The following is a 25,788-nucleotide window of genomic DNA, read 5'->3' as shown; positions in this document are numbered from 1 at the left end:
GCGTCGGTCGCGTCGACCGCGCGCCGAATTCGAACCCCGGCACCCGAGGATCCATCGCCGCATGTCACGCCTCGTCATGCACGTCGATCTCGACGCCTTCTACGCCGCCGTCGAGCAACGCGACCGCCCGGAGTGGCGCGGACGTCCCCTCGTCGTCGGCGCCGAGCCGGGTCGACGCGGCGTAGTTGCCACCTGCTCCTACGAGGCGCGCCGCTTCGGCGTGCACTCGGCCATGCCGATTTCCGAGGCGGTGCGCCGTCTGCCGGCGGAGACGGTCTACGTGCGCCCGGAGATGGCGCGCTATGCCGAGGTGTCGCGGGAGATCATGCGGGTGCTCGGCGCCCTCGCCCCGGTCGTCGAGCCGGTTTCGATCGACGAGGCTTACCTGGATGTCTCCGGGTTGGAGCGGCTGATCGGTCCGCCCGAGGTCGTCGCCCGGCGCACCAAGGCGGCCATCCGCGAGGCGGTCGGGCTGACCGCCTCGGTGGGCATCGGTCCGAACCGCCTGATCGCCAAGCTCGCCTCGGACGCCCGCAAACCGGACGGACTCCTGGTGGTGCGCCCCGAGGAGGTCCGCGCCTTCCTGGATCCGCTGCCGCTCGCCGCCCTGCGCGGCGTCGGCGCCGTCGCGGCCCGTCGACTCGAACAGGCCGGCTTGCGGACGGTCGGCGACGTGCGTTGCCGGCCGCTGGAGGATCTGCGCCGACGCTTGGGCGCACGCACCGGCACGCAGGTGCATCTGCAGTCGAACGGGATCGCCGACGACCGGGTCCATCCGGCCACCGAACGGAAATCGATCTCCAAGGAGACGACCTTCGCCGAGGATGTCGTGGACACCGAGGTGCTGCGGGACACCCTGCGTTGGGCCGCGCAGGAGGTCGGCTACCTGGCCCGACACGCCGCGCGCAAGGGCACGTTGGTCACCTTGAAGATCCGCCTGCATCCCTTCGAGACCCATACCCGCTCCCGGACCCTGGCGACACCGAGCGCGGACGATCGGGTCATCTTCGATACGGCCTGGGACCTGTACCGGGCCGACACCCATGCCGGTCGGGCGGTGCGGCTGATCGGTCTGGGTCTCTCCGGCTGGGCGCAGGCGCCCGTGCAGCCGGATCTGTTCGCGGACCTGGAGATCCGCGAGGGCGATCACGCGGATGATCGTCTCGACGCGACGCTCGATGCGATCCGACGTCGCTTCGGCAGGCACTGCATTCAGCGTGGACTCTCTCGGCGGCCGTAGCGATGCATCGACCCTGTCGTTGACAAGAAGCTTCTCCCGGGCGGTTCGACGCGGATGCCGAGCGCTTGTAAAGGCGCTGCTCGCCAACACCCTTGCTGCTGTCACCCCGCGCACCGGAGAGCAGACCGCTTGGACACGGGAGGAAAGGCCGACATGAGCAGCGCGACGTATACACTGGTCGAGCGCAGGGGCCATTGGCTCACCGGTTGTCTGCAGGCCTTTCGCGAGGATCGGCTCGGCTTCCTCGCCGAAAGCGCCCGGATCGCGCCGATCGTCGGATTCCGTCTCGGCCCCAGGCGTGTCTATCTGCTCTCCCATCCGGATCTCATCCGCGACATGCTGGTGGCAAAGCATCGGCATCTGACGCGGGATCCACTCGTGCGCAGAATCCTCGAGAAGACCCTGGGGGTCGGGCTCCTGACCAGCGAAGGCGAGGCGTGGAAACGCCATCGCCGCATGATCGCCCCCGCCCTGCACCTGCAGCAGGTGCGCGGCTATGCCGACAGCATGGTGCGTCACGCGCTCGCCCTGACCGAGCGCTGGCACGACGGACAGGAGGCGGATGTGGAACAAGAGATGGACGGGGTCACGCTGTCGATCATCACCGAGGCACTCTTCAGGGTCGACAGCACCGCCCATACCGAAACAGTGGCCGCCACGGTTCCGGCCTTGCAGACCATTGCCACGACCCAGTTCGACCGCCTGCTACCGATCCCGGATTGGCTCCCGACCCCGGAGCATCGCCGACAGCGGGCACTCTCCGAGACGCTCGGCCGCATCGTCTCGGAGGCGATCCACCGGCGTCGCGCGAGCGGTGCGGACGGCGACGACCTCCTGACCCTGATGGTGCACATGACCGACGCCGACACCGGCGCGCGCCTCTCCGACGAGGAGATCCGCGCGGAGGTGCTCACGCTCTATCTTGCCGGGTACGACACCACGGCCCTGACGCTCACGTATGTGTGGTATCACCGGGCGCGCCAGCCGGAGATCGCGGCGCGTTTCCACGCGGAGATCGACGCGGTCTTGGGCGGGCGACTGCCCGGATTCGATGATCTGGAGCGTCTGCCGTATACCCGGATGGTCTTCAAGGAGGCATTGCGGCTCTACCCGGCCGCCTATCTGTTGATGCGCGCCGCCGCCGAGCCACTCGAGATCGGCGGACACCGCATTGCGGCGAACAGCGTCCTGATGACGAGCCCCTACGCCATGCATCGTCACCCCGAGCTTTGGGAGGATCCTGAACGCTTCGATCCCGAGCGCTTTGCCGACAATGCCGAGCTCGGCTGGCACACGTTCAAGTATTTCCCCTTCGGAGGCGGCCCGCACATCTGTATCGGCAACCAGTTCGCGTCGGTCGAAGGCCCGCTGATCCTGGCGACCATCGGGCAGCACTACCGGTTCGAGCTCCTGCATCCGAACCAGCAACTTGAATTGGAGCCGCAGATCACGCTCGGGCCCAAAGGCGGCATGCCGCTGCGCCTGCACCGGCGCAGGCCGTCCCGCGAGGCGGACTGATTTGCGCCACTCCCCGTCGCGCAACCCGGAAGGCAGCGCCTGTAGCCCCCAGGTCAGTGCGTTCTCCGACGCCTGAGCCCGATCGCGCTAGAGCCGCTTGCACGGCGTCTCGTCGAGCGCTGCGCGCAGAAACTCCTGGTCCAGGGCCGCGGAAGGATGCCAGGTTCCCCCGCGCGCGACGAAGCGGCTGCCGGCGTCAACCACGGCTTTCTCCACGTCCACCATTCGAGGTATCACGGAATTCATGGCCAGTTCCGCCAACGCCGCGTTCCGGCGTATGAACGCGTCGCGGTCCAACCGCCCTTCGGCATCGAACCCGAGCATTTCGTAAACGAGCCGGACGACGGCGCAGGGTGCCCGATCACGCACCTCCACGATCACCTCGGCCATCCGCACGCGCTGGCCCGCGAAGCGCTCCACTCGATGTCTCGTCGGGTCATCGACCATGCGGGAGAACTTCGCGCTGGCCAGTCGATACAGGGTGTCGTCCGGTCCGAGGATATAGATGCGGGTCGAGTAGCTCACGGTGACCTTCTTTATCAGGCCCAAGGGTCCGTCCGTAGCGTACCGCACCGGTCGCCAAGGCACCCGTGCGCCGTCGCATGTGTAGGCCCTACAGTCATGTCACCACCCTCGGAGCACTCGACGCTCGTCCGGCTGGAACAACGAGGGTCGCTCCACCCCCGGCCAAGCAAGGCGCATCGTGCTGAGGATTGACCCGGAGTTGCTACCACCGCTGGAGCACCCATTTTACTGACGCCCTACAGCGGTTGTGGCGATACGACCTCGACGGGTTGTTGCTTAGGATCTCGCCCAACCGCCGGTTCGGCCCGCGACGCCCCACGTCCGCAGAGGCAAGCCAAGTAGAAGCCCCGCCGCCTCTCGCCGAGCGCAGGCAGTCGGCCAGGAGCCGTCTCCCATCAACCGGAAGCGAGTGACTCTTCGATCCTGATACCGGTCACCCGCGAGCCGGCGACTGCCGGACCGGTCACGACCCATAAGGGAAACAGGCATTACAAACCAGAACGACTGCACGCCGCGTCATAACGGTCACTGCGGGGAAGGCTCCAGAGCAGATCAATGAGGAGGGAGGCTAGCCCGCTTCCAGGGAGACGGTCCGATCCTGCAGGGCACCTCGGCCTCGCCGAGGCTCATAGGTCAGTCGCTATCAGCAAAGCGGATAACCCCGAGTTCCTCATAGTCGCCCGCGCCATCGGGTGCCAGCACCAGCGCGTCCAAGTAACCCAGCAGCTCGAATGACACCGCGGCGATGTTTGGCCGATGAGTGATCAACACCAAGTTACCAGGCCCACCATGGGCGCTGGTGATCTGCTGCAGGTGCTGGCTCTGAGCCGCCGCCTCCGCTGGTGGCATCTCTTCGATCAAAGCCAGAAACCCGGACGGTGTGGCATGCTCAAAGGCGATGGTCGCGGTCTCTGTGGTGCGGCAAAAGGGACTGTGAAGGACCTGCGACACCGCAACCTGATGCGCCCGAAAACGACGCCCGAACTCGGCGGCGTCCCGACGTCCCCAGGCGGATAGCTTGGCTTCGGTCTGACAGGAAGGGTCGCGGACACGCGGGTCTGGTTGTCCCGGCCCGCGCTCGATTGGGGCGTGACGCACCACTACCACCTTGCCGCCCGCTTGCAGGGCTTCCCACAGCGACTCACTAGCCATGGCGAAAGTGGTTGGCGTGAGCACGGTCACCCAGGCACCGCACAGCCATATGAAGGCACGCCGGCCGTTGAATCGGCTTCTCATGATCTGGACCCTTGTTGTAGAAGCGACGTTAGAACTGGTCTTGTTCGATCTGCAGATACATCTGGCTGATGACGCCACCGAGTTGGTCGAAGTCGTACCATTGTTGATACGCCCCCAGATCCTCTTTGAGCTGTTCGGTCACCTCGAAATCGGCCAATCCGGCGTCATAACCGGCGGCAGTGCCGTCGTACAGCGCTGTCAGAAAGGCCAACGCGCGCTTGGGCATGGCATCTCCGGCGGGCTGGCCGCGCCCGGGGATGTAGACATCGGCGTGCAGCGCGATGGCTTCCTGAGTTGCGGCGATCTGTCCTTGGAAGTTGGCATCACGGGGCACGCCCTGTGAGGGTACTTCGGGCTCGACGACCAAACCGCCGAGGAAGACGGCGCCCTCTTGCGGCACCTCGACCACCAGATCATGGTCGGTATGCCCATGGCCGAAGTGATGCACCTTGATCTCGATACCGCCCAGCGTCAGCGTTTCGCCGCCACGCAGCGGATGGTCAGGGACGACGAACTCGGTCTTCTCACCGTCATGATCGCCAGTGACGGCTTGGACCCAGAAGTCCCCTTCCCCCTGAAGGATGCGCTCGATCATGCGCGCATGGGCGTAAATAGGCACACCGGGATACCGTTCTCTGATGGCTTGGTTACCCAGCCAATACAGCCCGTGAATGTGGGAGTTGAAGACGGCGACAACGGGCTTGTCGGTGATCTCCTGCAGGCGCTCCAACACCAAGCGGCCAGTCTGCAGGCTGCTGCCGGGGTCACTCAGGATGACGCCGGTTTCACCAATGATGGCAGCGGGATTGGTCAGCGGATGTTCCACCGACCGCAGAGGGCAGCTTTGGTGATCGGAACCGACGATGACCGCGATCCGGTTGCTGACCGGCTCGAAGGGACACGGTGGATCGCTCCTGCCGACTGCCGCGGAGAACGGAAGGAAAAGACATATTGCGACGAGTAGACCGCGCAAAGAACGCGGTCGGTGTCGTGACGTACGTGCCCACATCGGAAGACCTCCGGGCGATGTTGGCACCCACGGACCCGCCGCTGACGGTCACCGGAGATCTTGCCGGCCGCTGGTCGAAGTCAGACAGCGCCAATCGATCGCCGTTCAAGGGATGACAAGCCGACGCCAAAGCGTTGGCTGCTGCCGGTCTCACTGCGGCCGGGAACACCTGGGAGTTAAGGCCAAAGAACGAAAGGTTGTCAAGTTGGCCGACCCGCGCGGCATGGCACCAAGGGTCGAGCGAAAGCGGCTCAAGTAACCGGCGCGCACACTTCAAGGGCGGTGGCCACACTGCTCAGACGGCTTGCCTGAGGTCCGGTCCGTGGAACATTGCCGCCGCTGGTCGCCGACGCGGTGGTGTCCGGACCTGGCCGACAGCGCCACTTCGGAGTCTCACCGCCGAGGGACCGCGACTGACAGCTACTGGGGCGGAGCGGCCATATCAGACCCCGTTGAAACGGCTACGACCACACTCATCGGGTGGTGCTAGGGCAGGCCGAGCCGACTCCCGATCGCATCCCTGCGCTCGCCCCATGCCCATCTGATCCGATCCGTCGGCACGGCATCCACTTCAAAAACTCAAGAAAGCGGTTTAGACTCCTTCAACGATACGGATATGGACACTAGGACATGGATGCATACCGCCGTCCCTCGCGCACTCGGACCCTCGACCCGACCGATCCCGAAGACGACTTCGGCGATGACTGGTTCTCGTTCGGTGTCCTCGCCTTCACCACCCCGCTTCATCCCGGACACTTGCCACCGCTCGGAAACTTCAAACTCCAGCTAGCCTGGCTTAGCGGATTCGCCCATGCGTGGTACAAGGACTGCTGCGCGACGCGCGCCCCGATCGACGAAGACTTCACCCTCTACACCGCCATCACCGCCACGCTGCGTGCCCATCCGGCACTGCTCCGAGAATTGATGACCATACCCTCGGTCGGCGGCAGCGGACCACACTGAGAGCGATCGGCGCGACCGACAGAATGCACCCACGCCGAACTTCTCCGCTCCTGCTGCGATCGTGATCTTCGCGACTGCTTCGGCCGCCACCCTCATCGCCGCCTTTGTTCCCATCGCTTGAGCGCCCACCGGTGTCGCCAACGCTCATCCCTCGTCCGACCTCACTCGTACGTGTCCGCAGTTCAGTCCGATCGTCCTCGCCAGAACTACCGAAGCACCGATTTACCTCTCTGTACTCTGTAGATCGGCAAGACATCCGGCCCGACCCGCCAGGCCGGACGTCGGTATCTCTCGTTCGCCTTCGAAACCTCGCGGTTTCCGGAAACTCGAGGTGCAGCGCGAGCCGATCCGAGACGGCGTGCGCTTCGCCCTCCCCCGCTGACCGAACGCCTTGGCCTGGACGGTGACGGCGGAACCCGAGGGCGTGCTCGTGCATTGCACCATCAATCGCACCGAGCACGATCCGGACTTCATCGAGTCAATCGCGACGTTTGTCGAGGATTGGCGGACCGGCCTGGAGCGTCCGAGCTTGCCGGGGTGAAGCGTGCTTTGAGGTCCATGTCGCACGAAGAGCGCTGTCATCGGGCTTAAACACACCTTCGGGTCCACCCGCGGGCGTCCGATTCTCCGGGTCAAGACCCTCCATAGCGAGTGGGAATCAGGGAAGATAGCGGTCATCTGAGGTTTCGCGCGACCTTGCCTACAAACAACTCGACGCCCGCATAGGGTGGAAATACGAACGGGCCTTGAAGCTCCCCGTCGTGAAGAAGGGTCTCTCCTTGACCCGAAATGCGAGACAGGAACGACCGGAGATCGGATGCGTTTCGCGCGTGTTTCACGTCGGATGTCGCGGATGTGATGAACTCGTGGACGAGCATGATTGCTCGGGCCGACCGGCGTCGATGTGCCTCGGCCAACGCGCCTGCACAAGCCGTGAACAACTGATAACGCAGATCCCCTGCCTTGGGCTGACCGGCACACCGTGGCCTCAGAAGCAGCGTCGCCAGGCCGTCAATTCTGGCGATGCGGTTGGACCTCGGATTCTCGATGCGCTGCTCCAAAGCGGCGGCGAGCACATCGGCGAGAGTGTCGCCGTAGGTCTCGTCGGCCTTGGCTTCGACCGCCAGCAGATAAGGGCCGAACGAATCATCGGCGATGACGAGGAGATCGCTGTTCCGAGGCTCGCCGGGAAAGGCGTCGAAGCGAAGCCTTGCTTCCGGTTCCGCGTCCCATGACAGCAGGCCATCGAAACGCGGGTGGCCGGACAGCATCGCCAGAACCTCTTGCGGCATGGTTATTCCACCGCCCTCGAGCCAAGCCCGAGCGACCTCTTTGGCGCTCCGGCCATCGACCCAGTGGCGAGGTGACTTCGGCGGTGCGTATTGCTCCCAGTCTGCGAGTGATGCAATGCGCTGGCCGGCTTTCGCGATGGACATGGAGCTCGCCCTTGTCTACGAAGTTCTCGACCGTATCGGAATGATGTTGATTCAGCGCGCCTTGTGCTCACGCACCGGCTGACGTTCGGGCCATTCCGAGTCAGTCCTGGAACGGCCGCCTTACCGCTCGCCTTCGGGAGGCATGACGCTGTACTCCAACGAAGGCGGACCCGGCGGCAGATCCTCGAAACTGTCGCCATGTGCGGCAATCACGAATTGGCGCTCGGCCTCGGCCTCGGCGCCGGATGCCTGCGGATCGGGATCGAGGTAGGCGGTGCCGATCCAGCCCGACTCCAGGAGGGCCGGCACTTTGGGGCCGACGAAGCCGTTCTCGAGGAGCGCCTGACTCACGCCGTAAGAGCGCACCTGGATGATCTCGCCCGGCTCCACCCGCGTGCTCGAGCGCAGCACGGAGATGACCTCCATGCGATAGACGACATCGAAGCGCTCAGCCGGAGCCGGAGCCGCAGCGCTCTGCACCTCCAACACCTTCACTTCGAGGACGGCTTGGGCATCCGCCTTGAGTCCCTCCACCGCATCCGGCGGCAGGACCGCGCCGACCTTCCCGGTTAGGATGGCGAGCAGGCCGAGAACGGCGATGCCTGTATATCGAATCAGTCTGGTCGGGAACATAACGATTTCTCCTGTTGGCAGCTAAAACCAGTCATCGAGCGCCAGATCCGGGATACGCGAGAACTCCCGCGTGTTGTGCGTAACCAAGGTCGCGCGGTTGGCGATGGCCGTCGCGGCGATGAGGGTATCCAGCGTGCCGATCGGTGTGCCCGCCTCTTCCAGATCCCGCCGGATCAAAGCCGCGGCGCGGGCTTCCGCTTTTGCGAACGGGAAGAATACGGCCGTGTTGACCAGCGCTTCGAGTTGCCGGCGGCGCTTCTCCGGATGCGTCGATTTGGCGATCCCGGTCTCCAACTCATGCAGGACGATCGCGGAGATTCCCAGATCCGTAGGTGAAACGGACAACAGGCGTTCGGCGGCGTTTCCTTGGCCTTTGAAGAAGTAGATCAGCGTGTTGGTGTCGAGCAGGTACATCAGAACGGCTCGCGTGCGACGTCTTGGCCTTGGTTATGTCGCAGCGTTTCTGCGTCCGGAAAGTCCGGCCAAGCCCCCGCCAGTTGGCGGACGGCTTCCGGCCACTCGGTTGCCGTCTTCTCCCGGACCAGCTCGGCAACCCAGCGGCTGACGGCAACGCCGTTGGCCTTGGCGGCTTCTTTCATCCGCGTTTCGGTCTCGTCATCGAGATAGATCGTCACTTGGCCCATGGTGGTGCTCTGTCATAGCAATCATATGTCCAATTATATGCGATCAACGACGGTTCGTTGCCGTCTCCGGTGCGATGATCTCCGCCGGCTACCGGTCACTGGAAGGTACTCTCGATCAGCTGCCCGATCTCCTGAGCGATCCGTTCGTTGATCTCCTCCGGTAGCGCGAGCCGGTCGTACAGCGCGTTCCGGCCGCACCAGGCTGTCGAGGAGAATCTCGCCGCCGTCGTCGAGGATGCCGATCTCCAGGATCTCGTCGCGGACGGGGTCCAGCCCCGTGGTCTCCAGGTCGAGAAAGGTCGTGCGCATGTTCAGCTCCTTGCGTTGCCGTGATCGCGTCGTAGCTCGTCCAGTAGGGTCCGCAGCTCATCGGCGTATGCTGCCCGTTCGCCGAGCGTGGCCACCTCCACACGCATGTCCGCGAGTTTCCGCTCCCCTTCCGTGCGAGCCGTCCGCTCGTCCTCCAAAGCCTCTTCCAACTTGCGGATCTTCGCCGCACCGGTGTCGATCGCGGCCTTGGCCTGCCTGGCGGTCTCCTGCTCACGCTTGAGGTCGGCAGCGAGACGTTCTTTATCTGCCAAGGCGCGGTCGCGTTCGATCGCGAGCGCCTGCGCCCGGCCGGCCTGAGCGGTTGCTTCGGCGGCTTGGCGCTGGGCCTCCTGCAGCTCGATCGCTTGGTGCTCGATGCGTGCCTTGCGCTCGCTGGCGATGGCGCGCGCCTCCTTCACGTCGGCGCGCGTGCCCTCGTGCTCGCGCCGCTCGGCATCGAGCGCCTCGTGCACCTGCTGGATCTCGGTTTTGGCCGAATCGAGCTCGCCGTCGAGACGGTTGATCTCGGCGAGCATCTCGGTGCGCTCGCGCTCGATCTCTTTGCGGGCGTTCGCCATCGCCTCGCGCTCCCCTTCCAACTGCTCTTGCGCGGCCCTCCAGGCGGCAACCCAGACCCCGCGCATGGCGGTCTCGACGGGTGTCGGCGTCGGCGGCGATGCAGCATGTTCCAGCTCGGTCCGGGCATCGCGCCATTGGTTCAACCATTTCGAAATATTGTTGGGGCTGCCGCCGCCGAGACGCGTGCGGATGCCGACGACGGTGGGTGCAACGCCTTCGGCGACCAACGCGTCGGCGGCCTCGTGGACCTGCTCGGAGGTGATGCCGGGACGTCCCATGGTGCGACTCCGTCGATGGTGGATCGGATCGCGGCGGTGCCGCCGCCGCAAATAACTTAATAATACTTAATTAACGCCATATGTAACGTTCAGATATGAGCAGGTCATGGGCCGGGAGCGACCACCGCTCCGCATGCGGATGCGCGAGAATGCGGGACCGTCGAAACCGCAGCAGGCCAACGCGATGAACCCCGATCTCCATCCGGTCCGGTGCCAATGGCTGCGCGAGGGCCACCACGGCGGCGCTCGTGCGCTCCAGGATCTGGCCTTGAACCTTTACAGCGGGCGTGCGTGGGCGGTGGACATGCGGCAGGTCTGCGGGCTGTCGGACGAGGACCGAGATGCGGCGCTCTCGCTGCGCATGGACGACCGGATCCTCGGGGAACGGAACTATGTCTTCATGGCGCAGTGCCGGGAGAGCGCGACGGCGCGACTCGGTCAGCCGCAAGCCGTCGGGGGTTGATGTGAGCGAACAGTCGGAGCTTTCGGATGGAGGTCCCGCGGACGCCGCGGGATCCTCCGATCACGCGCGTTTCATGCGGCGCCATTCGGTGCCGTGATCGTGCTGGGCGGGGAAATCATCGGGGAAGGCTGGAATCGGGTCATCGCCACCCGGGACCCAACCGCGCATGGCGAGATGGTCGCGGTCCGCGACGCGTGCCGGCGGATCGGGAACAACGGCTTGCAGGGGTGCGTGCTCTACACCAGCGGCCAGCCCTGTCCGATGTGCCTCGGTGCGATCTACTGGGCGCGGATCGAGCGCGTGTTCTACGGGTTCGGCACTCGGGATGCGGCCGGCATCGGCTTCGACGACCATTTCATCTACGAGCAGCTGGCAAGGCCGGCGGAGCAGCGTGCGATCCCCGAGATTCCATTGCTGCGGGCGGAGGCGCTCGAGATACTCGAAGCCTTCGCCGCCGATCCGGGGCGGGTGCGTTACTGAACTTGGCGTTCCGCGCGGACCGCCGGTTGTCCGGGCGCTCGGAGATGCTCGCGGGGCGATCCGGCGTGCACGGGGCCGCGAGCGGCGCGCCGGGCGATCCCGCACGATGACGACGGCGCCGGAATTTGGCACCTTTCGGCTCGATACGAGGACTCGACCATGACCGACCGGCCCGATGCGCGACAGCTTGAGCTTGTCACTCACGCCATCCTGGCGCCCTCAAGTCACAACACCCAGTGCTGGCTGTTCCGGTTGGGTCCGGAACGCATCGAGATCCTGCCCGATCGGGGGCGGCGCTGTCCGGTCGTGGATCCGGACGATCACCACCTCTTCGTCAGCCTGGGCTGTGCCGCGGAGAATCTGCTACAGGCCGCGCCGGCGCTGGGTTGGCGGGGCGAGGTGCGGTACCAGGGCGACGCGGGCGGATCGGTGGCGATGGCATTGGACGCGGGGCCGGTAGAGCGTTCGGCGTTGTTCGAGGCCATCGCGACCCGCCAGTCGACCCGCTGCGACTACGATGGCCAGCCGCTCTCGAACGCGGAGCTGCGCGCCCTGGAGGCGGCCGGGACCGGCGCGGGTGTGCGGGTCGTGCTGCTCACCGAGCGTGCGCCGATGGAGCGCGTGTTGGAGCTGGTGGTCGAGGGCAACCGCGCTCAACTGAATGATCCGGCCTTCCTCCGCGAGTTGAAGCACTGGGTCCGGTTCAATACCCGGCATGCAAAGGCTACGGCGGATGGGCTGTTCGCGGCCTGCACCGGCAACCCGAGCCTGCCCGCGTGGCTCGGACGCGCGCTGTTCGAGCACATTGTTTCAGCCAAGGCCGAGAACGCGAAGGCGGTGCGCCAGGTGCGCAGCTCCGCGGGTCTCGCGGTCTTCGTCTCGGAGATCGACGAACCGGTGCATTGGATCGAGGCGGGCCGTGCCTTCGAGCGCTTTGCCTTGCAGGCGACGGTCTTGGGGGTGCGCACGGCCCATCTGAACCAGCCGCTCGAGGTGCCCGCCCTGCGGTCCGAATTGGCCGCCGCGATCGGGCTCGACCGGGGGCGCCCGGATCTCCTTGTGCGCTTCGGTCGCGGGCCATTGATGCCGCGCTCCTTTCGGAGGCCGGCGAGTCATGTGGTCGTGGCGGGCCTTTGACCGGCGGATGACGTTTGAACGGCGAACAGATCGAGCACGCCTACCGGTTGGTGCGCGACGCCGTCCTCTTCACCAACCGCCGGCCGATCCTGATCGACAAGCAGGGGCTGTTCGGCAAGAAGGTCGAGTATCTGTCGATCCCCTACAAGAGCGTAGTGCGTTTCTCGGTGGAGTCGGCGGGGCATTTCGATCTGGAGGCCGAGCTCAAGCTCTGGACCTCGGGGATGTCGAACCCGATCCAGAAGACCTTCGGCAAAGCGGTCAACATCTACGAGGTGCAGGGGTTGCTGGCGGAGTATATGGGGCGCTGAAGACGTGTGGCGGCGGTTGTCCGTGCCTGCCGAGACGCCACCTCCATATCGAGGATGCGCACGGCGTTCGCTGCCGCTCTCATGTGCGAGCATTTCTCGCAAGCGTGATCCGAGAACCCTCAATCCTTTGGAGCAACCCGATGAGTTTTGCCTTTGGCGTGGAGATCGATCATCCGTTCGACGCGGCGGTGGAGCGCGTCGTGGCCGCCCTGGCGGCGGAGCATCTCGGGATCGTCAGCGACGTCGATGTCGCTGCGATCCTGAGAAAAAAGTTGAACGAAGACATCGGCGGCTATCGCATCCTGGGGGCCTGCGCGCCGGGCTTGGCCCGCCGCGTGATCGGCTCTCGGCCCTCGGCGGGGGCGCTGCTGCCCTGCAACGTCGTGGTTCGCGAGGTATCGCCGTCACGCACCGCCGTAGATTTCATGGATCCGGTTCCCGTGCTCGCCTTGGTCGAGGACGTGGTGGTCGATCAGGTCGCCGCCGAGGCACATGCCATTTTGGAGCGGGTCGCAACGGCACTGCAGGCATGATGATGAAATCGGAATGCGTTCATGACCGAGACCGAGAAGCCGAGTCCGAGTCTGATCGAGGGCAAGAATGCTCTGGACCTGGAGTCCTTACGCGACTTGTACGTCAGCCTCACAGGTGAGGAGCCGACGCCCGCGGAGCTGGCGGAGGCCAAAGCCATGCTGGAGGAGACCAAAGCAGAGGACACCGCCAAGGCCAAGTGTTAAGCCCTCACCGGCACTTCAGGAACAGGGGACGTGTCGAGGCCCACCTCCATCGCGACCCCTAAAGCCCGGCCGTCTCGGCTTGGTCCGACCACCCCCGCATGCGCTACCATGACTGGACGTTTATGCAGTTCCGGTCATCCGTCATGCCTCGATCCGATTTCTCTGCCCACGCGGTGAGCGCGGCGCGGATTCATCCGTTGCGCCCGGCACGCCGATGATCGCGCACGCCTGCACGTTCGCCCCGATCCCCTGCCCGCTCCCGCTCTTCGGCGCGCGCATCCCGGCCGGCTTCCCTTCGCCGGCGGACGACGATCTGGAAGGCACCATCGATCTGAACGAGCAGTTGATCCGGCATCCGGCCGCGACTTTCTTCCTGCGGGTGCAGGGGGACTCCATGACCGGTGCCGGGATCCGCGACGGTGATCTGCTGGTGGTGGACCGCTCGCGCGAGGCCAAGTCCGGGTCGATCGTGGTGGCGGCCGTCGACGGCGAGCTGACCTTGAAGCGCCTGAAAATCGCGGGTGGGCGGGTCTGGCTGGTGCCCGAGCACCCGGACTATGCGCCGCTGGAGATTCAGGGCGAGATGGGGTTGGTGGTCTGGGGCGTGGTCGCCCACGTCGTGCATTCGTTTTGATATTGCCGTCGCGTGTGATGACCTTGCCCGGTAGTGCTTGCCGGGCCGTTTGCTCATCCGCAACCCTCGAGGTGTCCGATGTCGCGTCCCATTTTTGCCTTCCTGTTGCTGCTTCTTTCCGCTGTCGTGGGTGCCGGCGACGCGCTTGAAGGAACCTGGTCCGCACCCAGTCTGTCGCGACCCGAGACTCCGATCGTGATCGGACTCCTGCCGGACGGCATTGCCACCGAGCAGATCGGCGACTACCGGGGCAGCGGGACTTGGACGCTGGAGGACGGGGCCGCCCGCATCGACTGGGGGAAAGGCTGGGTCGGTCTGTTGCGCCCGATGCCGGAGGGTGGTCATCGCCTGTCGACGTGGAAAGCCGGCTCGCCGCTGGCCGGCCCGCCCGATGACGACAAACCCGCGGTGCGCCTCTCGCCTGCGGGCGATTGAGATTGCGCCCGGCAGGTTGCCGCAGCCCCGCTCGCCGTCCGATCGAGAGAAGCCCGCCATGCTCGCCCTGGTCGACTGCAACAACTTCTACGCCTCCTGCGAGCGGCTGTTCCGGCCGAGCCTGGAGGGCCGTCCGGTGGTGGTGCTCTCCAACAACGACGGCTGTGTGGTGGCGCGCAGCAACGAGGCGAAGGCGCTCGGCATCCCGATGGGGGCGCCCTACTTCAAGTACGCCGCTGTTCTGCGCCGGGCCGACGCCGCCGTATTCTCCACGAACTATGCCCTCTACGGGGATCTGTCGCGGCGGGTGATGCAGGTGTTGGCGGGGTTCACCCCGCGCATCGAGATCTATTCGATCGACGAGAGCTTTCTGGATCTGGCCGGGGTCCGGGATCCCACCGTCCTGAGTCTGGAGATCGCCCGGACCGTGCGACGCTGGACCGGCATCCCGGTAGCGGTCGGGATCGCCCCGACCAAGACGCTCGCCAAGCTCGCCAATCGGCTGGCCAAGAAGGGCCAGGGACCGGCCGGTCCGGTGCTCGACTGGTCGGCGCTGCCGGACCCCGACGACGTGCTGGCGGTGGTTCCGGTGGAAGACCTCTGGGGCATCGCGGGTCGCTCGGGGGGCGCGTCTGCGCGCGATCGGCATCGCCGATGCGCTGGCGTTGCGCGAGGCGCACCCGCAGCGGTTGCGCGCCTCCTTCGGCGTGGTCGTCGAGCGCATCGCCCAGGAGCTGCGTGGGCAAGTTTGTCTGGCGCTGGAGGATGTAGCGCCGCCACGCCGGCAGGTCATGGTCTCGCGCAGCTTCGGGGCCGCGGTGACCGAGCCGGCCGAGCTGCGGGCGGCGGTCACGGCCTTCGCCAGTCGGGCCGGAGAGAAGCTGCGGGCGCAGCGGCTCGCCGCTCCGGCACTGACGATGTGCGTGCAGACCAATCCCTTCGATAGGGGCCGGGCGTTCTACGCCAACGCCGTGACGCTGGGTTTCCCGGTGCCGACGCAGGACAGCACGACGCTGGTGCGGGCCGCGACCCGCGGGGTCGAGCGGTTGTTCCGTTCAGGCGATACCTACCGCAAGGCCGGGGTGTTGTTGCCGGATGTGGTCCCGGCCGGTCAGGCTCCGGCGGATCTCTTCGCCGAGGTCGGCGAGGACGACCGTGCGCGGCGCCGTATGGCGGTGCTGGACGCGGTCAATCGCAGGTACGGGCGCGAGACCCTGCGGTTCGCGGGTCAGCTGTCCGGGTCCGGCTGGCGGCGACGCTCGGAGCGCGGCTCCGGGGTCTCGACGACACGCTGGGCGGGGTTGGCGACGGTGCGCGCGGGGTGAGCCCGGCGCAGTGTTCGAAACGGATCGCGGGATACTCGAGGGACGATCATGCGCGTCATCTACCTGGCAGGACCGCTCTTCACCGAAGCCGAACGCGACTGGCACCGCAAGACCAGACGTCTCCTGCTCGAGCAGGCGTCGCGCCGGGGCGAGCACGTCGAGATCATTTGGCCCTACGAGCTGATCGCGTCCGAGGAGATCGCCGCCTTGGGGGCCGAGGCACGTGCAGAGATCTTCCGGCGCTGCAAGGTCGGGCTCGACCGTGCCGATCTGCTGATCGCCCTGCTCGACGGCACCCAGGTCGACGACGGGACCGCGTGGGAGATCGGGTACTTCTTCGCCACCAAGGCGGCGGACGCGAAGATCGTCGGGATCCGCACCGACTTTCGGCGCGCGGGCGAATCCGAGCATGCGATCGTCAACGCCATGGTCGAGATGGCGTGCGACGTCATCGTGAACACGCAAGCAGGGCTTCAAGAGGCGGTGTTCGGACCCGACCGCGCTCACGATGTCGATGGTGAAATAGCGTATTCAGCAGGGATCGGGCGCGCATGATCGCGGATCTGCGGCTAAACTCCCCGAACAGACCATCACCTCCAGGAGATCGCGATGGACGACATGATGCAACCAATCCGTAGACAGGTGCGTCCCACCTGGCACCCCGACTTGGAGCCGCTCGACCCGCGCGAGGAGCTCACCGTCGAGTTGCCGCTGCTCGGCCTGGTCAGCGCCGGTCAGCCGGTGGTCGCGGTCGAGGAGCGCGAGACCCTGATGGTCCCTGCCCGTCTGGTGAAGCGGCATGCGGCCGAGCGTAGCTTTGCCCTGTACGTGCGCGGCGACTCCATGACCGAGGACGGCATCGACACGGGCGATCTGGTCGTCGTGGAACAACGCCCGACGGCGGAGAACGGCGAGACGGTGGTGGCCCGGATCGACGGCTATCAGGTTACGCTCAAGCGCTTCTATCGCGAGGACGAGGGGATCCGGCTGCAGCCGGCGAACGAGGCTATGGACCCGTTTGTGTTCGAGGAGGGCGAGGTGGAGATCCTGGGGGTGGTGTCGGGGGTGGTGCGGGCGGGGTGAGTGTGGTTGCCTCGGCATTTTCGAAGCAGAGGCCCATTCTGAACGAATGAAGTCCACTAAACTCGACTCACGTCCGAAATCGTCGTCTTGACCATTGCGAGCCTGCGTCTCGGCGTCGGGCCGTTCCTCGTCAGTTCGCGCGCGTGTCCTCGTCGGATATCGCCGCGATCAGCTCCGCTCCCTCGTTGCGTACGTTTCCGACTTCCCGTGTGACCGGGTGAAGCGCGAGCCGTGCGTCCGGACAGGGGCCAAGCAGGTCGCCGAGCGCATCCGGCTTGCTCGCCGGATCAAGCCAGCGGGCCGTGGCGTCGGGAGCGAGGATCGCTGGCATGCGATCGTGCAGCGCCCGCATGAGGTCGTTGGCCGCGGTGGTGACGATGGTGAAGCTGTCGATGCTCTCCCCGTCGTCGGGTCGGGTCCAGCGCTCCCAAAGCCCGGCGAATGCCAGGATGCTGCCGTCCGAGGCATGGATGTAATAGGGCTGCTTGCCGTCCGGGCGCTTGGCCCATTCGTAGAAGCCGTCGGCCGGGACAATGCAGCGACGCTTGCGATACGCCGAGCGGAACGAGGGTTTCTCGGCCAGGGTCTCGGCGCGGGCGTTGATCAGGCGGTTGGCGATGGTCTCGTCTTTCGCCCAGCTCGGGAGCAGGCCCCAGCGCAGCGTCTGCACGACCCGCTCCCCGCTCGGACGTTGGCGGATGACCGGCAACCACTGCATCGGGGCGGCGTTGTAGCGCGGGCTGACGTCCGCGATGTCGAGGGTCGCGCCGAAGATCTCGGCGAGGTCCCCGGGCGAGGTGAATTGGGCGTAGCGTCCGCACACGGGTGTCTCCCTCCGGGTCGGTCTTCGGTTGCTTGCGCGCCTAAGGGACAACGCATCGATCCGCGCGCGGAAAGCGGATCCATCGGCTTCTCCGGGTTGGGCGGTCGGGGTGCAGTCGACGCACCGCGCGTCCGGTCAGTTTACCGACCTCACCGCGTCGTTGATCGCGGAATCGCCGGCATCCCGCGACTGACCCTACTGCCGAGTCTGTCCCCAAGCTCGCATGACGGTCAGGCATAGCTTACACTTGCAGTGCTCGCGAAATTGCACGCCCCCACCGAGGGACCCACGGTCATGGATCCGACGCTCGTCCTCGCGCCACTCGTGAACGCACTTTGGTGGCTGATTCCGCTTGCGCTCCTCGGCGCTCTGCTCAAGTCCTCGCGGGTGAAAGGCATCGTGGGCGAGCACCTCGTGCGTTGGGCGCTCCGGCTTCGCCTGGACCGCGCGACCTATCGCGCCGTCCACGATCTCACCCTGCCGACCCCCGACGGCGCGACCCAGATCGATCATGTCGTCGTCTCGCGCTACGGAATCTTCGTGATCGAGACCAAGAATATGAAGGGCTGGATCTTCGGCGGCGAGCGTCAGGCGCAGTGGACGCAGAAGATCTATCGACACACGATTCGATTTCAGAATCCTTTGCTGCAAAACTACAAGCATGTGAAAGCCTTACAGGCGCTGCTCGATGTACCTCCCGAGACCATCCACTCGGTCGTTACGTTCGTCGGGGACAGTCGCTTCAAAACCCCGATTCCTGAGAACGTGACACAAGGTACCCGCTTCATCCGCTTCATCAGGTCCTTCCGCGAGCCGGTGTTCAGTGATGCGGCGGTCGAGGCCGTTCTGCAGCGCATCGCCGGCGGCCGGCTGAAGCCGGGGTCGGCAAACCACCGAGCGCACGTTAGGCGCCTCGAGACGCGAGCGGATCCGCTGGCGGAGCGCCGCTGTCCGAAGTGCGGCAGCCCGCTCATCCTGCGCACCGTAAAGACGGGACCGAGGGCCGGCGATCGGTTCTGGGGATGCTCGAGGTATCCGAAGTGCCGGGTGATGCAGCCGCTCGGGTGAGGAGTTCTTGATCGAAGCCGCAACCGGACTCACAAATGCTTGGTCGGGTACGGCTCGGCAAACAACGCGGGCTGCCCGCCGGTGTGCCGGAACAGCATGCGCGCATCGCTCGGGAAGAAACCGCGGCGGATGAGATCCAGCAGGATGCCCTCGGGGCGTGCGAAGATCCGGATCGCCTCGCGCTCGAGGTCGGTCAGCACCCCGTAGCCGGGACCGCAGTAGCAATCGTCGACGTGCACGTCCGCGGCGTCGACGGCGATGCGTGGGCCCAGCGCGGCACTTGCATCGCTCGCCAGGGCGGCCACGTGTGACTTCAGCACGGATGCCGGTTCGTCGATGCCGATCCCGAGCAGTGTCCCGCGGTAGCCGAAGACACGCTGCCCCAGGACCAGTCCGGCCTGGGTGCCGCCGCTGGAGCTGGCGACGACGATTCAGTTCGCATCGATCTCCTGTGCGAGGACCTCCTGCATCGCAAAGGCATAGCCCAACGCTCCGGTCGGACTGCTTCCCCCGTAGGGAACCAGTTACGGGGCGTGGCCCTGCGCCGCGGCGCTCTCGACGGTCTCCTCGAGGAGACGATCGCGGTCGCGGCGATCGGATGTCGTGACGATCCGCGCACCCAGAAGGTGATCGAGGAGCAGATTCCCGGACGCTTCGGCGGGGCGCTCGCCGGTCAACACCAGGATGCAGTCCATCCCGCAGCGGGCCGCCGACGGGGGGTCTGGCGACAGTGATTGGACTGCCAAGCGCTGGCGGTGACGAGGGTCCGGGCACCGCGGGCCTGCGCTTCGGCCACCAGGAACTCCAGCTTGCGGGTCTTGTTGCCGCCGAGCGCGAGGCCGGCCTGATCGTAGCGCTTGATGAAGAGCCGAGGACCGCCGAGCAGGGCGGAGAGCCGCGGTAGCGGCTCGATGGGCGTGGGTAGATGGGCCTGGCTCAGGCGGGGAATGGATGGGGCTGTCGTCGGTGGCTTCTGGGTAGGTCGGGACCGCTATCCGATCCATGACGCAATGGATCGCGAGCGAAGCTCCAGTGACCGCATCGATTCCGGCGTTTCTTGTCCCGGTGCATCGACCTGCCAACTCCGTGGAGTCGTTCACCCCTTGTCGGAGACCTGTCCAGCCTTCGAGTTACCCATGTCTGCGTTCGGGGTACGCTGCGTCCCGTTCGCTCCTGCGAGCGCTCCCTACTCCCTTGGTCCGACGACAAGAAGCGATACGGCACCGACCGAAGCGCCGGACGTGCCGAGTGCACCCCAATGGCGGACCGCATCAAACGCCACCCCCGCTGCGCCGAAAACTCGGCCAGGTGAAGGACACCAGGGCGGAGTCGCCTTCGCAGAGCCGGTCCATGATCCGCTCGCCGAGATAACGCTCCATCTCCTCGTCGGTCAGGTTGCCGATCAGGATCGTGGCACGCAGGTTCGCATAGCGGGTATCGAGCACGTCGAACAGCATCGCGCGGCGTTTATCGTCGCTGCCGATCGTCAGTCCGACCTCGTCGAGCACCAGCAGGTCGGGGTCGGTCAGCATGGCCAGCGCCTCGCTTTCCGAGCACGCCGCCCGCGTCGCGTAGGTGTCGCGCACCGTGCGCAGCGCGGCCGGGACGGACATGAACAGCCCCGTGTGGCCGGCCCGGATCACACTCGCGAGGATGGCACAGGCGAGATGGGTCTTGCCGGTGCCGGGACCGCCGAGCAGGAGCAGGCTGTCGCCGTGACAGGCGCCGGCGGCAAAGCGCGCCGCGTAGCTGCGACAGACCCTCAAGGCCTGCTGCTGCTCCGGCGTCGTGGCCCGATAGCTCTCGAAGGTCTTCGCGCCAAAGCGCGGGGGGATTCCGCAGCGTCCGACGGCCGATTCGAGCCGGCGTTGCGCCTCGTCCCGGCGTGCGGCCAGGAGTTGTCGGATCTCGCGGCGTCCGTGCTCCGCCAGCTCCTCAAGCGACATCAGCCGGCAGCAGCCAGGGGATGCGATCGAGCGGTGTCGCTCCGCGGGCGTAGTCTTTGTCGGCGAGTCGTCCGATCGGCTCATGCGGTGGCCTCTGCGTCGTGCGGGCCTGCAGGGTCTGCAGGCGCTGGATGAAGGTGGCATCCCAACTCGTGCGGCGCGATCCGGTGTCGGACCAGTAGGCGACGAACTCCTCGACCTGGTCCTGGACCCAGTCGCGTGCGATGCCCTGCTTGGCGGCCCAACTCAGGACCCGCGCACCGGGACCCCAGTCGGGCGGAATCGGGCGCGCCGGATCGGGTCTGCATTTCGGGGTCTGTTGCCCCCGGTGCGGGGGCGTGACGCCCCCGGTTCGGGGAGTCGGCACCGTCGGGTCGAGCGGATCCAAGGCGATCGCGGGTCCGTCGTCGAGGGGCATGGGTTCAGTCCCCCACGCCGTCTCCTCGTCGCGGGTCGGCACCTGCGCGGGGGATGTGCCGACCGCAAGGCGATAGAGGGTGCGCTGCGGCCGGCTGCGCGCGCGGTGGATCAGACCGCGCGCCTCGAGTGCCGCCAGACAGCGCGTGACGGTGCGCCGATCGAGCTCGGCGCGCGCGGCCAGGCGCGACAACGACGGCCAGCAGCCGCCCGCCTCGTCGGCATGTTCGGCCAACGCCAGCAGAACCAAGCGCTGTGCCGGCGTCAGTCCGCGGCAGTCCCAAGCCCAATCGCGTGCCGCTCGGCTCATGTCGGGCGCGCCTGCTCGGGGCGGCGTTGCAGCAGATCCACGACCTGGACATCCAGAGCGCGGGCGATGCGGCGCAGACTGGCGAGGGTCGGGTTGGCGTCGCCGGTCTCGATGCGGCAGATCCGGGCTTGCGAGGTGCCGGCGCGCTTGGCCACCTCGGCTTGGGTCCGACCGGATCGCCTGCGCAGGTGACGGAGGTTTCCTCCGATGGTGCTGTTCATTCCGGGCTCCGAATCACTGTCTGTCATGTCCCGGCCGGCGGGCTGGACCGACCGGTGCGTTGCCGCCGACGACATGGAACACGCGCCCGAGATTGTCCCGCCGGCAGCATGTTCGAAGCCTAGGCCGGTGCGGAAAGTGTCCTCGAACGCGGAACAGATGATAGGCCGATCGCGAACGCGGCGAAGCCGCTCTAGATGACGCTTTTCGACGCCTTTCGCGTGTTTTGGGTTTCTTGTCGGCCAACGGGAACAATGTGGCGCAGCGCGTCGGGCCGGGGCGGCCCAGCACGCGCACAGACGTGGACGAATCGGGGGATGAAGGCTGGCGCGGGCTTGGCGCTTTCGACCGGTCCATGCGGCGAGGATTGACGGACCGCTCGATCGACCAAGCGATCCCGGCAGGTAGGCCTTGCCGTGGGCCCGCGCGGCCATGCGGGTTCACCGTCACGATCGCGCTGCATCGGCATCGGTCGGTGTATTTCCGCAGAGACTTGGCCGCTCGCGCACGAGCGGCCGTCCTCGGATCAGGACGATTCGAGCATCGTCGCGATCGTAAAACTGATCAGGCTCAAGATCAGCATGATGAATCCGATGGTCAAAATGATGTTGTCGGGCATGTCCGACAGGAACTCCACCAGGTAGAGCGGGGCGATGGCGGCGAACATCAGCACCGAGCCGAGCACCCGCAACAGGCTACGTTGCTGGCGGTGGCAGCGCTGGACCGCCGGCGGCGCAGCGGCCATCGCGGGAAGATCGATTCGATGATCGGGATGCGCGTGTTCGAACGCGTTGTGGTTCTTGAGATTGATGCCGCCGATATCGATGCTCAGCGACGGCATCGCCACGTCCGGCGGCTTCGGCTTAGGCACGCTGTCGCCCATGATCCCGCGAATTGTCGATCGGATTTCATCACTCTTGTCGACCATCGAAAAAACCTCCGCTGTTCCGTGATCCAAAGTCGGTACATCGTGTCGAGCGCGTCGGATCGTCGCCCGAGGCATCGACCGGGTCAACGCAAAAACGCGTCGAGCAACCGTCATTCCGGGTCGGACTCGCGGAACCGTGCACTCGGTCACGCTCAGCTCGCCAGCCTGACGAGCTCCAACACCGGTGCCTTGCGGACGTCTTCGCTGCTGCGATAGAGGCTGTAGAGCGCCGCGACCAGCTTGGCCTTCTTCGCCGGCGTCAAGGTCGCGCCGATCTCGTCGAGTCCGCCTTCAACCGACTCGAGCAGGGTTTCCAGCAGATCCACGTCGACCGGACCCCGAACCATCGCGTCCGTGCCGTCCTCGGCGCGCCCCTGCCCGGTCGCCAGCCAGAGCAGGGACACACCAGCTACGCGGGCGATATCGACCAGCTTGTCCGCCCCGGGAACGCTCGCGCCCGCGAGGTACTTGCGGAAGATGCTCTCGGAAATCCCGCACTTTTGCGCGAATGCATTCGTGGACAGCACGCCCTTCGCGAGTGCCAGGCGCGTCGCGAATCCGGCGGAATCCCAGAAGACTTCGCGATTTAAATCAGAATCTTGCTTGTCCATCGTCATGGCCATACCACCCGAGTCGAGCGCCGAGAAATCGCGTTATAGTGCTCTTAACGACGTTTATTGCGCTTTTTTATTTGACAAGTTCGTTTTATACGCACGATTATAGCACCGTCAACATGTTTTTCTGCCGTGAGAACGAAGATGACGGACACGCACTCTACCCCCGACGGGGAACCACCCCGGACAAACCCTGCGGCGTACCAAGATTGCGAGGTCGATACCCTGAATCTGATGTGGCTGCTCGGTGCCCGCGAGCTGGCGCGTTCGGACGCCGAAAAGGCCGTCTTGGTCTATGGTCTCGACCGGGAGGTGCTGGAGATCCTGCGGCACGCCTCGCTCACGATGCTGCGCGAGCTGGCCGCTTCGGGCGTGCTGTTGTTTCGACCGCGCTTTCGCGTGTGCTGGCTGCAGGACCGTCTTCGCACGACCGGGCCGTCCGCACTCGGGTTGGGGCTGCAGGTGATTCTGCTCGCCGCCGAGGAGGTCGCGCAGCCATGAGACTTCGGCATCACGCCAGGACGCAGCTGGCGATCGCCTTGATCCGGCGCGGCATGCGCACCTCGCTTGTGGCGCGGATCAGCGGTCTGCGGCCGGCCGTGCTGCGCGAACTGCACTACGAGATCCACGGCTGCAAGCCTTTGCCCGGTCAGCTGCCGAGCACCGCCACGCTCCTCGGCACGGCGCGTCGCCAGGCCAACGCATCATTGTTTACGGGCCTGTATCGCGCCTTCGGCGGGGCGGCGGTTCAGCGATGCATCGACATCGAGGCGCTGCTCACGGGGCACCGCCTCTATCTGGAGCAGATGGCGGGGTTGACGGGATCCGACACGCTCGGCCCACCCCTCGACATCAACCAGGGCTGGGTGATCGCCCGCGACCTCACCACGGGGCTCGTGCTCTTCCGCACCTGCGAGCCCTGCGCGATCCCCTACGTGGCAGGGGCGTTCTCGCGCCGGTCCGTGGATTGCCCGATCTGCGCGTTGAAGGTGTCTCGGACGGGGCGTGACCGCAAGGACGACGCACCGACGGAGCCCCTCGCCTCCTCGGCGGCCAAGCAAGGCAAACCGAATCGAGACGCGAAAACACACTCTTGACCACGAACCGCTTTTCTCGACCGGCGCGATCAGATTCAGCCGAACGCTATTCGGACTCACGACACTGCGGGTGCTCGCTGACGCGCAACGAACCGATCACATCATGGAGATCCCGCATGCCAACCTGCGTCCTGCGTTTACGAACTGTCTTGGAGCGTACCGGCTACAGTCGCTCCGGACTCTATGCCCGCATCGCCGCCGGGTTGTTTCCGCGTCCGATCGCGCTCGGTGCGCGCGCGTCCGCTTGGCCCGAGCATGAGATCGACGCGGTGATCGCCGCGCTGATCCGTACTATCGACGATGAGGATCTGCGCACCCTGGTCGACGGTCTTCATACACAGCGATCGACCTTCGGACTCGGCGGCGATTCCGGCGCCGTCGTTGGCGCGGCCGTCGCGTCTTCGCCCCCTCCAAAGTCGCACGCGCTGCGCAGAGCAGGCTGAAACGTGCGGCGTCTTTCCGATTCGGTGCGGTGCAAAGGCGAACCGGTGCGGATCGCGGACACCCTGCCCTCCCGTGACGGCGAGTGGAGGCGGTCCGCGTGATCTTCGTCGACGGCGCAATCGACTCGACCGCCCGCGGTGACGCCTACGACGCAATGGCGCTGGCGGTTCTTCGGAGAGTACGGGATGCGCCTTTGGGTGGTCGAGCCGACCGCGCGATCGGCGACGCGCCCGGTATCGGCTAAACCGGCTACCGAATCGAAAGTGGCCGAGGAGGCTCCGAGGCCGTGAAGCACCTTTGGGCACCGGCACCTATCGTCACATGCGAGGTCGACCGACGTCTGCAAGCGGCGGATCGCACCCGTCCGCGTCGACATAGGGCTGTCATGTGCAAGCCGTCATCCAGCACCAGCGACAACAACAAGGCGCGATCGGAGAAGCGTGCCGTCGCGACCAACCAACGCGCTTTTTCGCGCAGCCGACAGGGTCGCTTGGTCGGTATGCGATCGGCATCGACATTGGCAGGGTAAACATCAGCCGGAAAAATTGCGAAATACACCGGCAATGGACGTCGAGGTGGTCCCGACGAGGTGCGGCGATCTCTCATGGAAGATCACACGCTGGACGAAGAGAACATGGATTGCCGACTGCAGGCGTTCGGGATCTGCTACTTTGTCCAAGGACGGCTTGGGAAAGCCCGAAGCATTTTGTGGGTACGTTTGTGGGTATATCGACTATCTTGCTATTATTTTTCTTTTTAGATCAAGTCTTTAAGTAAAATTAGTGGCGGAGAGGGAGGGATTCGAACCCTCGATAGGCTGTTAACCTATACACACTTTCCAGGCGTGCTCCTTAAGCCACTCGGACACCTCTCCGCGGGGGTTTCGCGCATCGCGCTCGGGTGGACGACTCTTGGGCCATCCGGCGCTATGATCCGCGAGCCGCGTA

At 65.7% G+C, this 25,788-nt stretch carries 38 protein-coding genes and 1 tRNA gene; 21 read left to right on the top strand and 18 right to left on the bottom strand.

Features of this window, described 5'->3' with window-relative positions; translation table 11 throughout:
- Positions 1-61: 61 nt before the first annotated feature.
- Positions 62-1,240: a DNA polymerase IV gene (dinB, locus tag THIMADRAFT_RS09425; RefSeq protein WP_007192788.1), complete on the top strand. Its 1,179-nt coding sequence runs from the start codon at positions 62-64 to the stop codon at positions 1,238-1,240.
- Positions 1,241-1,393: 153 nt separating this feature from the next.
- Positions 1,394-2,758, top strand: a complete 1,365-nt coding sequence (locus THIMADRAFT_RS09420; RefSeq protein WP_007192787.1) for a cytochrome P450 — start codon at positions 1,394-1,396, stop codon at positions 2,756-2,758.
- Between the two features lie 87 nt (positions 2,759-2,845).
- Here THIMADRAFT_RS09420 and THIMADRAFT_RS09415 read toward each other — a convergent pair whose 3' ends face one another.
- The 3 genes from THIMADRAFT_RS09415 to THIMADRAFT_RS09405 form a co-directional block, all read right to left on the bottom strand.
- Positions 2,846-3,283 carry a hypothetical protein gene (locus THIMADRAFT_RS09415; RefSeq protein WP_139052764.1) on the bottom strand — a complete coding sequence of 146 codons (438 nt, stop codon included), beginning with the start codon at positions 3,281-3,283 and terminating at the stop codon, positions 2,846-2,848.
- Between the two features lie 633 nt (positions 3,284-3,916).
- On the bottom strand, positions 3,917-4,519 hold the full coding sequence (locus THIMADRAFT_RS24665; protein ID WP_007192785.1) for a histidine phosphatase family protein: 603 nt from the start codon (positions 4,517-4,519) through the stop codon (positions 3,917-3,919).
- A gap of 28 nt (positions 4,520-4,547) precedes the next feature.
- A complete protein-coding gene (locus THIMADRAFT_RS09405; RefSeq protein ID WP_050799528.1) occupies positions 4,548-5,345 on the bottom strand; it encodes an MBL fold metallo-hydrolase in 798 nt (265 codons plus the stop codon).
- A gap of 813 nt (positions 5,346-6,158) precedes the next feature.
- On the opposite strand from THIMADRAFT_RS09405, the gene THIMADRAFT_RS09400 reads away from it, so the two are divergent.
- Both THIMADRAFT_RS09400 and THIMADRAFT_RS25630 read left to right on the top strand, forming a co-directional pair.
- A complete protein-coding gene (locus tag THIMADRAFT_RS09400; RefSeq protein WP_007192783.1) occupies positions 6,159-6,491 on the top strand; it encodes a hypothetical protein in 333 nt (110 codons plus the stop codon).
- Between the two features lie 403 nt (positions 6,492-6,894).
- Positions 6,895-7,032, top strand: coding sequence for a hypothetical protein (locus THIMADRAFT_RS25630; RefSeq protein WP_407635145.1), 138 nt, complete (start codon positions 6,895-6,897; stop codon positions 7,030-7,032).
- A 133-nt stretch (positions 7,033-7,165) separates the two neighbouring features.
- On the opposite strand, the gene THIMADRAFT_RS09390 is transcribed toward THIMADRAFT_RS25630, so the two are convergent.
- The 5 genes from THIMADRAFT_RS09390 to THIMADRAFT_RS09365 all read right to left on the bottom strand — a co-directional run bounded on the left by THIMADRAFT_RS09390 (position 7,166) and on the right by THIMADRAFT_RS09365 (position 10,370).
- Complete coding sequence (locus tag THIMADRAFT_RS09390; protein WP_007192782.1) at positions 7,166-7,927, bottom strand: DUF6946 family protein; 762 nt, start codon at positions 7,925-7,927, stop codon at positions 7,166-7,168.
- Between the two features lie 120 nt (positions 7,928-8,047).
- Positions 8,048-8,560: a hypothetical protein gene (locus THIMADRAFT_RS09385; RefSeq protein WP_007192781.1), complete on the bottom strand. Its 513-nt coding sequence runs from the start codon at positions 8,558-8,560 to the stop codon at positions 8,048-8,050.
- A gap of 21 nt (positions 8,561-8,581) precedes the next feature.
- On the bottom strand, positions 8,582-8,977 hold the full coding sequence (locus THIMADRAFT_RS09380) for a type II toxin-antitoxin system VapC family toxin (RefSeq protein WP_040730531.1): 396 nt from the start codon (positions 8,975-8,977) through the stop codon (positions 8,582-8,584).
- On the bottom strand, positions 8,974-9,204 hold the full coding sequence (locus THIMADRAFT_RS09375) for a ribbon-helix-helix domain-containing protein (protein WP_007192779.1): 231 nt from the start codon (positions 9,202-9,204) through the stop codon (positions 8,974-8,976). Before THIMADRAFT_RS09375 ends, THIMADRAFT_RS09380 begins: the two co-directional genes overlap by 4 nt.
- Positions 9,205-9,515: 311 nt before the next feature.
- Positions 9,516-10,370 (bottom strand): DNA-binding protein, encoded by an 855-nt coding sequence (locus THIMADRAFT_RS09365; protein ID WP_007192777.1) that lies wholly within the window; start codon positions 10,368-10,370, stop codon positions 9,516-9,518.
- Between the two features lie 184 nt (positions 10,371-10,554).
- Here THIMADRAFT_RS09365 and THIMADRAFT_RS09360 point away from each other — a divergent pair, with 184 nt between their 5' ends.
- The 12 genes from THIMADRAFT_RS09360 to lexA all read left to right on the top strand — a co-directional run bounded on the left by THIMADRAFT_RS09360 (position 10,555) and on the right by lexA (position 16,975).
- The gene (locus THIMADRAFT_RS09360) at positions 10,555-10,833 is read left to right on the top strand and encodes a hypothetical protein (RefSeq protein WP_040730755.1); all 279 of its coding nucleotides are present in this window, start codon (positions 10,555-10,557) and stop codon (positions 10,831-10,833) included.
- A 51-nt stretch (positions 10,834-10,884) separates the two neighbouring features.
- Positions 10,885-11,313, top strand: coding sequence for a nucleoside deaminase (locus THIMADRAFT_RS09355; protein ID WP_050799527.1), 429 nt, complete (start codon positions 10,885-10,887; stop codon positions 11,311-11,313).
- A 159-nt stretch (positions 11,314-11,472) separates the two neighbouring features.
- The gene (locus THIMADRAFT_RS09350) at positions 11,473-12,450 is read left to right on the top strand and encodes an Acg family FMN-binding oxidoreductase (RefSeq protein WP_007192774.1); all 978 of its coding nucleotides are present in this window, start codon (positions 11,473-11,475) and stop codon (positions 12,448-12,450) included.
- A gap of 14 nt (positions 12,451-12,464) precedes the next feature.
- Positions 12,465-12,761 carry a PH domain-containing protein gene (locus THIMADRAFT_RS09345; protein WP_007192773.1) on the top strand — a complete coding sequence of 99 codons (297 nt, stop codon included), beginning with the start codon at positions 12,465-12,467 and terminating at the stop codon, positions 12,759-12,761.
- A gap of 140 nt (positions 12,762-12,901) precedes the next feature.
- A complete protein-coding gene (locus THIMADRAFT_RS09340; protein ID WP_007192772.1) occupies positions 12,902-13,294 on the top strand; it encodes a DUF302 domain-containing protein in 393 nt (130 codons plus the stop codon).
- Between the two features lie 21 nt (positions 13,295-13,315).
- The gene (locus THIMADRAFT_RS09335; protein WP_007192771.1) at positions 13,316-13,498 is read left to right on the top strand and encodes a hypothetical protein; all 183 of its coding nucleotides are present in this window, start codon (positions 13,316-13,318) and stop codon (positions 13,496-13,498) included.
- A gap of 214 nt (positions 13,499-13,712) precedes the next feature.
- Positions 13,713-14,132, top strand: coding sequence for a LexA family protein (locus THIMADRAFT_RS09330; RefSeq protein ID WP_007192770.1), 420 nt, complete (start codon positions 13,713-13,715; stop codon positions 14,130-14,132).
- A gap of 78 nt (positions 14,133-14,210) precedes the next feature.
- A complete protein-coding gene (locus THIMADRAFT_RS09325) occupies positions 14,211-14,567 on the top strand; it encodes a hypothetical protein (protein ID WP_007192769.1) in 357 nt (118 codons plus the stop codon).
- A gap of 58 nt (positions 14,568-14,625) precedes the next feature.
- Positions 14,626-15,513 carry a Y-family DNA polymerase gene (locus tag THIMADRAFT_RS27865; RefSeq protein ID WP_050799526.1) on the top strand — a complete coding sequence of 296 codons (888 nt, stop codon included), beginning with the start codon at positions 14,626-14,628 and terminating at the stop codon, positions 15,511-15,513.
- Positions 15,404-15,892: a DinB/UmuC family translesion DNA polymerase gene (locus THIMADRAFT_RS25620; RefSeq protein WP_233490220.1), complete on the top strand. Its 489-nt coding sequence runs from the start codon at positions 15,404-15,406 to the stop codon at positions 15,890-15,892. The genes THIMADRAFT_RS27865 and THIMADRAFT_RS25620 overlap by 110 nt, the downstream gene beginning before the upstream one ends.
- Positions 15,893-15,940: 48 nt before the next feature.
- Entirely contained in the window at positions 15,941-16,447 is a 507-nt protein-coding gene (locus THIMADRAFT_RS09315) for a nucleoside 2-deoxyribosyltransferase (RefSeq protein ID WP_007192767.1), read from the top strand.
- Positions 16,448-16,501: 54 nt separating this feature from the next.
- Positions 16,502-16,975 carry a transcriptional repressor LexA gene (gene lexA / locus THIMADRAFT_RS09310; RefSeq protein WP_007192766.1) on the top strand — a complete coding sequence of 158 codons (474 nt, stop codon included), beginning with the start codon at positions 16,502-16,504 and terminating at the stop codon, positions 16,973-16,975.
- A 130-nt stretch (positions 16,976-17,105) separates the two neighbouring features.
- Here lexA and THIMADRAFT_RS09305 read toward each other — a convergent pair whose 3' ends face one another.
- Positions 17,106-17,798, bottom strand: a complete 693-nt coding sequence (locus THIMADRAFT_RS09305; protein WP_007192765.1) for an SOS response-associated peptidase — start codon at positions 17,796-17,798, stop codon at positions 17,106-17,108.
- 294 nt (positions 17,799-18,092) lie between these two features.
- Between THIMADRAFT_RS09305 and THIMADRAFT_RS09300 the strand changes: the two genes are divergently transcribed.
- Positions 18,093-18,866 carry a nuclease-related domain-containing protein gene (locus tag THIMADRAFT_RS09300; RefSeq protein WP_007192764.1) on the top strand — a complete coding sequence of 258 codons (774 nt, stop codon included), beginning with the start codon at positions 18,093-18,095 and terminating at the stop codon, positions 18,864-18,866.
- Between the two features lie 29 nt (positions 18,867-18,895).
- Here the strand turns inward: THIMADRAFT_RS09300 and THIMADRAFT_RS27425 are convergent, their stop codons facing one another.
- The 8 genes from THIMADRAFT_RS27425 to THIMADRAFT_RS24650 all read right to left on the bottom strand — a co-directional run bounded on the left by THIMADRAFT_RS27425 (position 18,896) and on the right by THIMADRAFT_RS24650 (position 23,297).
- On the bottom strand, positions 18,896-19,186 hold the full coding sequence (locus tag THIMADRAFT_RS27425) for a PALP domain-containing protein (protein ID WP_007192763.1): 291 nt from the start codon (positions 19,184-19,186) through the stop codon (positions 18,896-18,898).
- Between the two features lie 204 nt (positions 19,187-19,390).
- Complete coding sequence (locus tag THIMADRAFT_RS27420; RefSeq protein ID WP_007192762.1) at positions 19,391-19,561, bottom strand: hypothetical protein; 171 nt, start codon at positions 19,559-19,561, stop codon at positions 19,391-19,393.
- Entirely contained in the window at positions 19,540-19,752 is a 213-nt protein-coding gene (locus THIMADRAFT_RS28570) for a hypothetical protein (protein WP_407635148.1), read from the bottom strand. The genes THIMADRAFT_RS27420 and THIMADRAFT_RS28570 overlap by 22 nt, the downstream gene beginning before the upstream one ends.
- A 385-nt stretch (positions 19,753-20,137) precedes the next feature.
- A complete protein-coding gene (locus THIMADRAFT_RS09290; protein WP_007192761.1) occupies positions 20,138-20,812 on the bottom strand; it encodes an ATP-binding protein in 675 nt (224 codons plus the stop codon).
- On the bottom strand, positions 20,802-21,539 hold the full coding sequence (locus tag THIMADRAFT_RS09285; protein WP_007192760.1) for a helix-turn-helix domain-containing protein: 738 nt from the start codon (positions 21,537-21,539) through the stop codon (positions 20,802-20,804). Before THIMADRAFT_RS09285 ends, THIMADRAFT_RS09290 begins: the two co-directional genes overlap by 11 nt.
- A complete protein-coding gene (locus tag THIMADRAFT_RS09280; RefSeq protein WP_007192759.1) occupies positions 21,536-21,760 on the bottom strand; it encodes a helix-turn-helix domain-containing protein in 225 nt (74 codons plus the stop codon). The genes THIMADRAFT_RS09285 and THIMADRAFT_RS09280 overlap by 4 nt, the downstream gene beginning before the upstream one ends.
- Before the next feature lie 524 nt (positions 21,761-22,284).
- Complete coding sequence (locus THIMADRAFT_RS09275) at positions 22,285-22,641, bottom strand: hypothetical protein (RefSeq protein WP_040730524.1); 357 nt, start codon at positions 22,639-22,641, stop codon at positions 22,285-22,287.
- Between the two features lie 197 nt (positions 22,642-22,838).
- Positions 22,839-23,297, bottom strand: coding sequence for a helix-turn-helix domain-containing protein (locus THIMADRAFT_RS24650; RefSeq protein ID WP_233490214.1), 459 nt, complete (start codon positions 23,295-23,297; stop codon positions 22,839-22,841).
- 147 nt (positions 23,298-23,444) lie between these two features.
- Between THIMADRAFT_RS24650 and THIMADRAFT_RS09265 the strand changes: the two genes are divergently transcribed.
- From THIMADRAFT_RS09265 to THIMADRAFT_RS27070, 4 genes are all read left to right on the top strand, one after another.
- Complete coding sequence (locus THIMADRAFT_RS09265; RefSeq protein ID WP_007192756.1) at positions 23,445-23,801, top strand: flagellar transcriptional regulator FlhD; 357 nt, start codon at positions 23,445-23,447, stop codon at positions 23,799-23,801.
- Entirely contained in the window at positions 23,798-24,397 is a 600-nt protein-coding gene (locus THIMADRAFT_RS09260) for a FlhC family transcriptional regulator (protein WP_007192755.1), read from the top strand. The genes THIMADRAFT_RS09265 and THIMADRAFT_RS09260 overlap by 4 nt, the downstream gene beginning before the upstream one ends.
- Positions 24,398-24,513: 116 nt before the next feature.
- Positions 24,514-24,840 (top strand): helix-turn-helix transcriptional regulator, encoded by a 327-nt coding sequence (locus tag THIMADRAFT_RS09255; protein WP_007192754.1) that lies wholly within the window; start codon positions 24,514-24,516, stop codon positions 24,838-24,840.
- A 98-nt stretch (positions 24,841-24,938) separates the two neighbouring features.
- Positions 24,939-25,085: a hypothetical protein gene (locus THIMADRAFT_RS27070; protein WP_158308371.1), complete on the top strand. Its 147-nt coding sequence runs from the start codon at positions 24,939-24,941 to the stop codon at positions 25,083-25,085.
- Positions 25,086-25,624: 539 nt separating this feature from the next.
- Here THIMADRAFT_RS27070 and THIMADRAFT_RS09250 read toward each other — a convergent pair.
- Positions 25,625-25,715, bottom strand: a tRNA-Ser gene (locus THIMADRAFT_RS09250).
- Positions 25,716-25,788: the final 73 nt, after the last annotated feature.

It is taken from the genome of Thiocapsa marina 5811, from assembly GCF_000223985.1.
Lineage (GTDB): Bacteria > Pseudomonadota > Gammaproteobacteria > Chromatiales > Chromatiaceae > Thiocapsa > Thiocapsa marina.
This window is presented reverse-complemented; position numbering and strand designations above follow the sequence as displayed.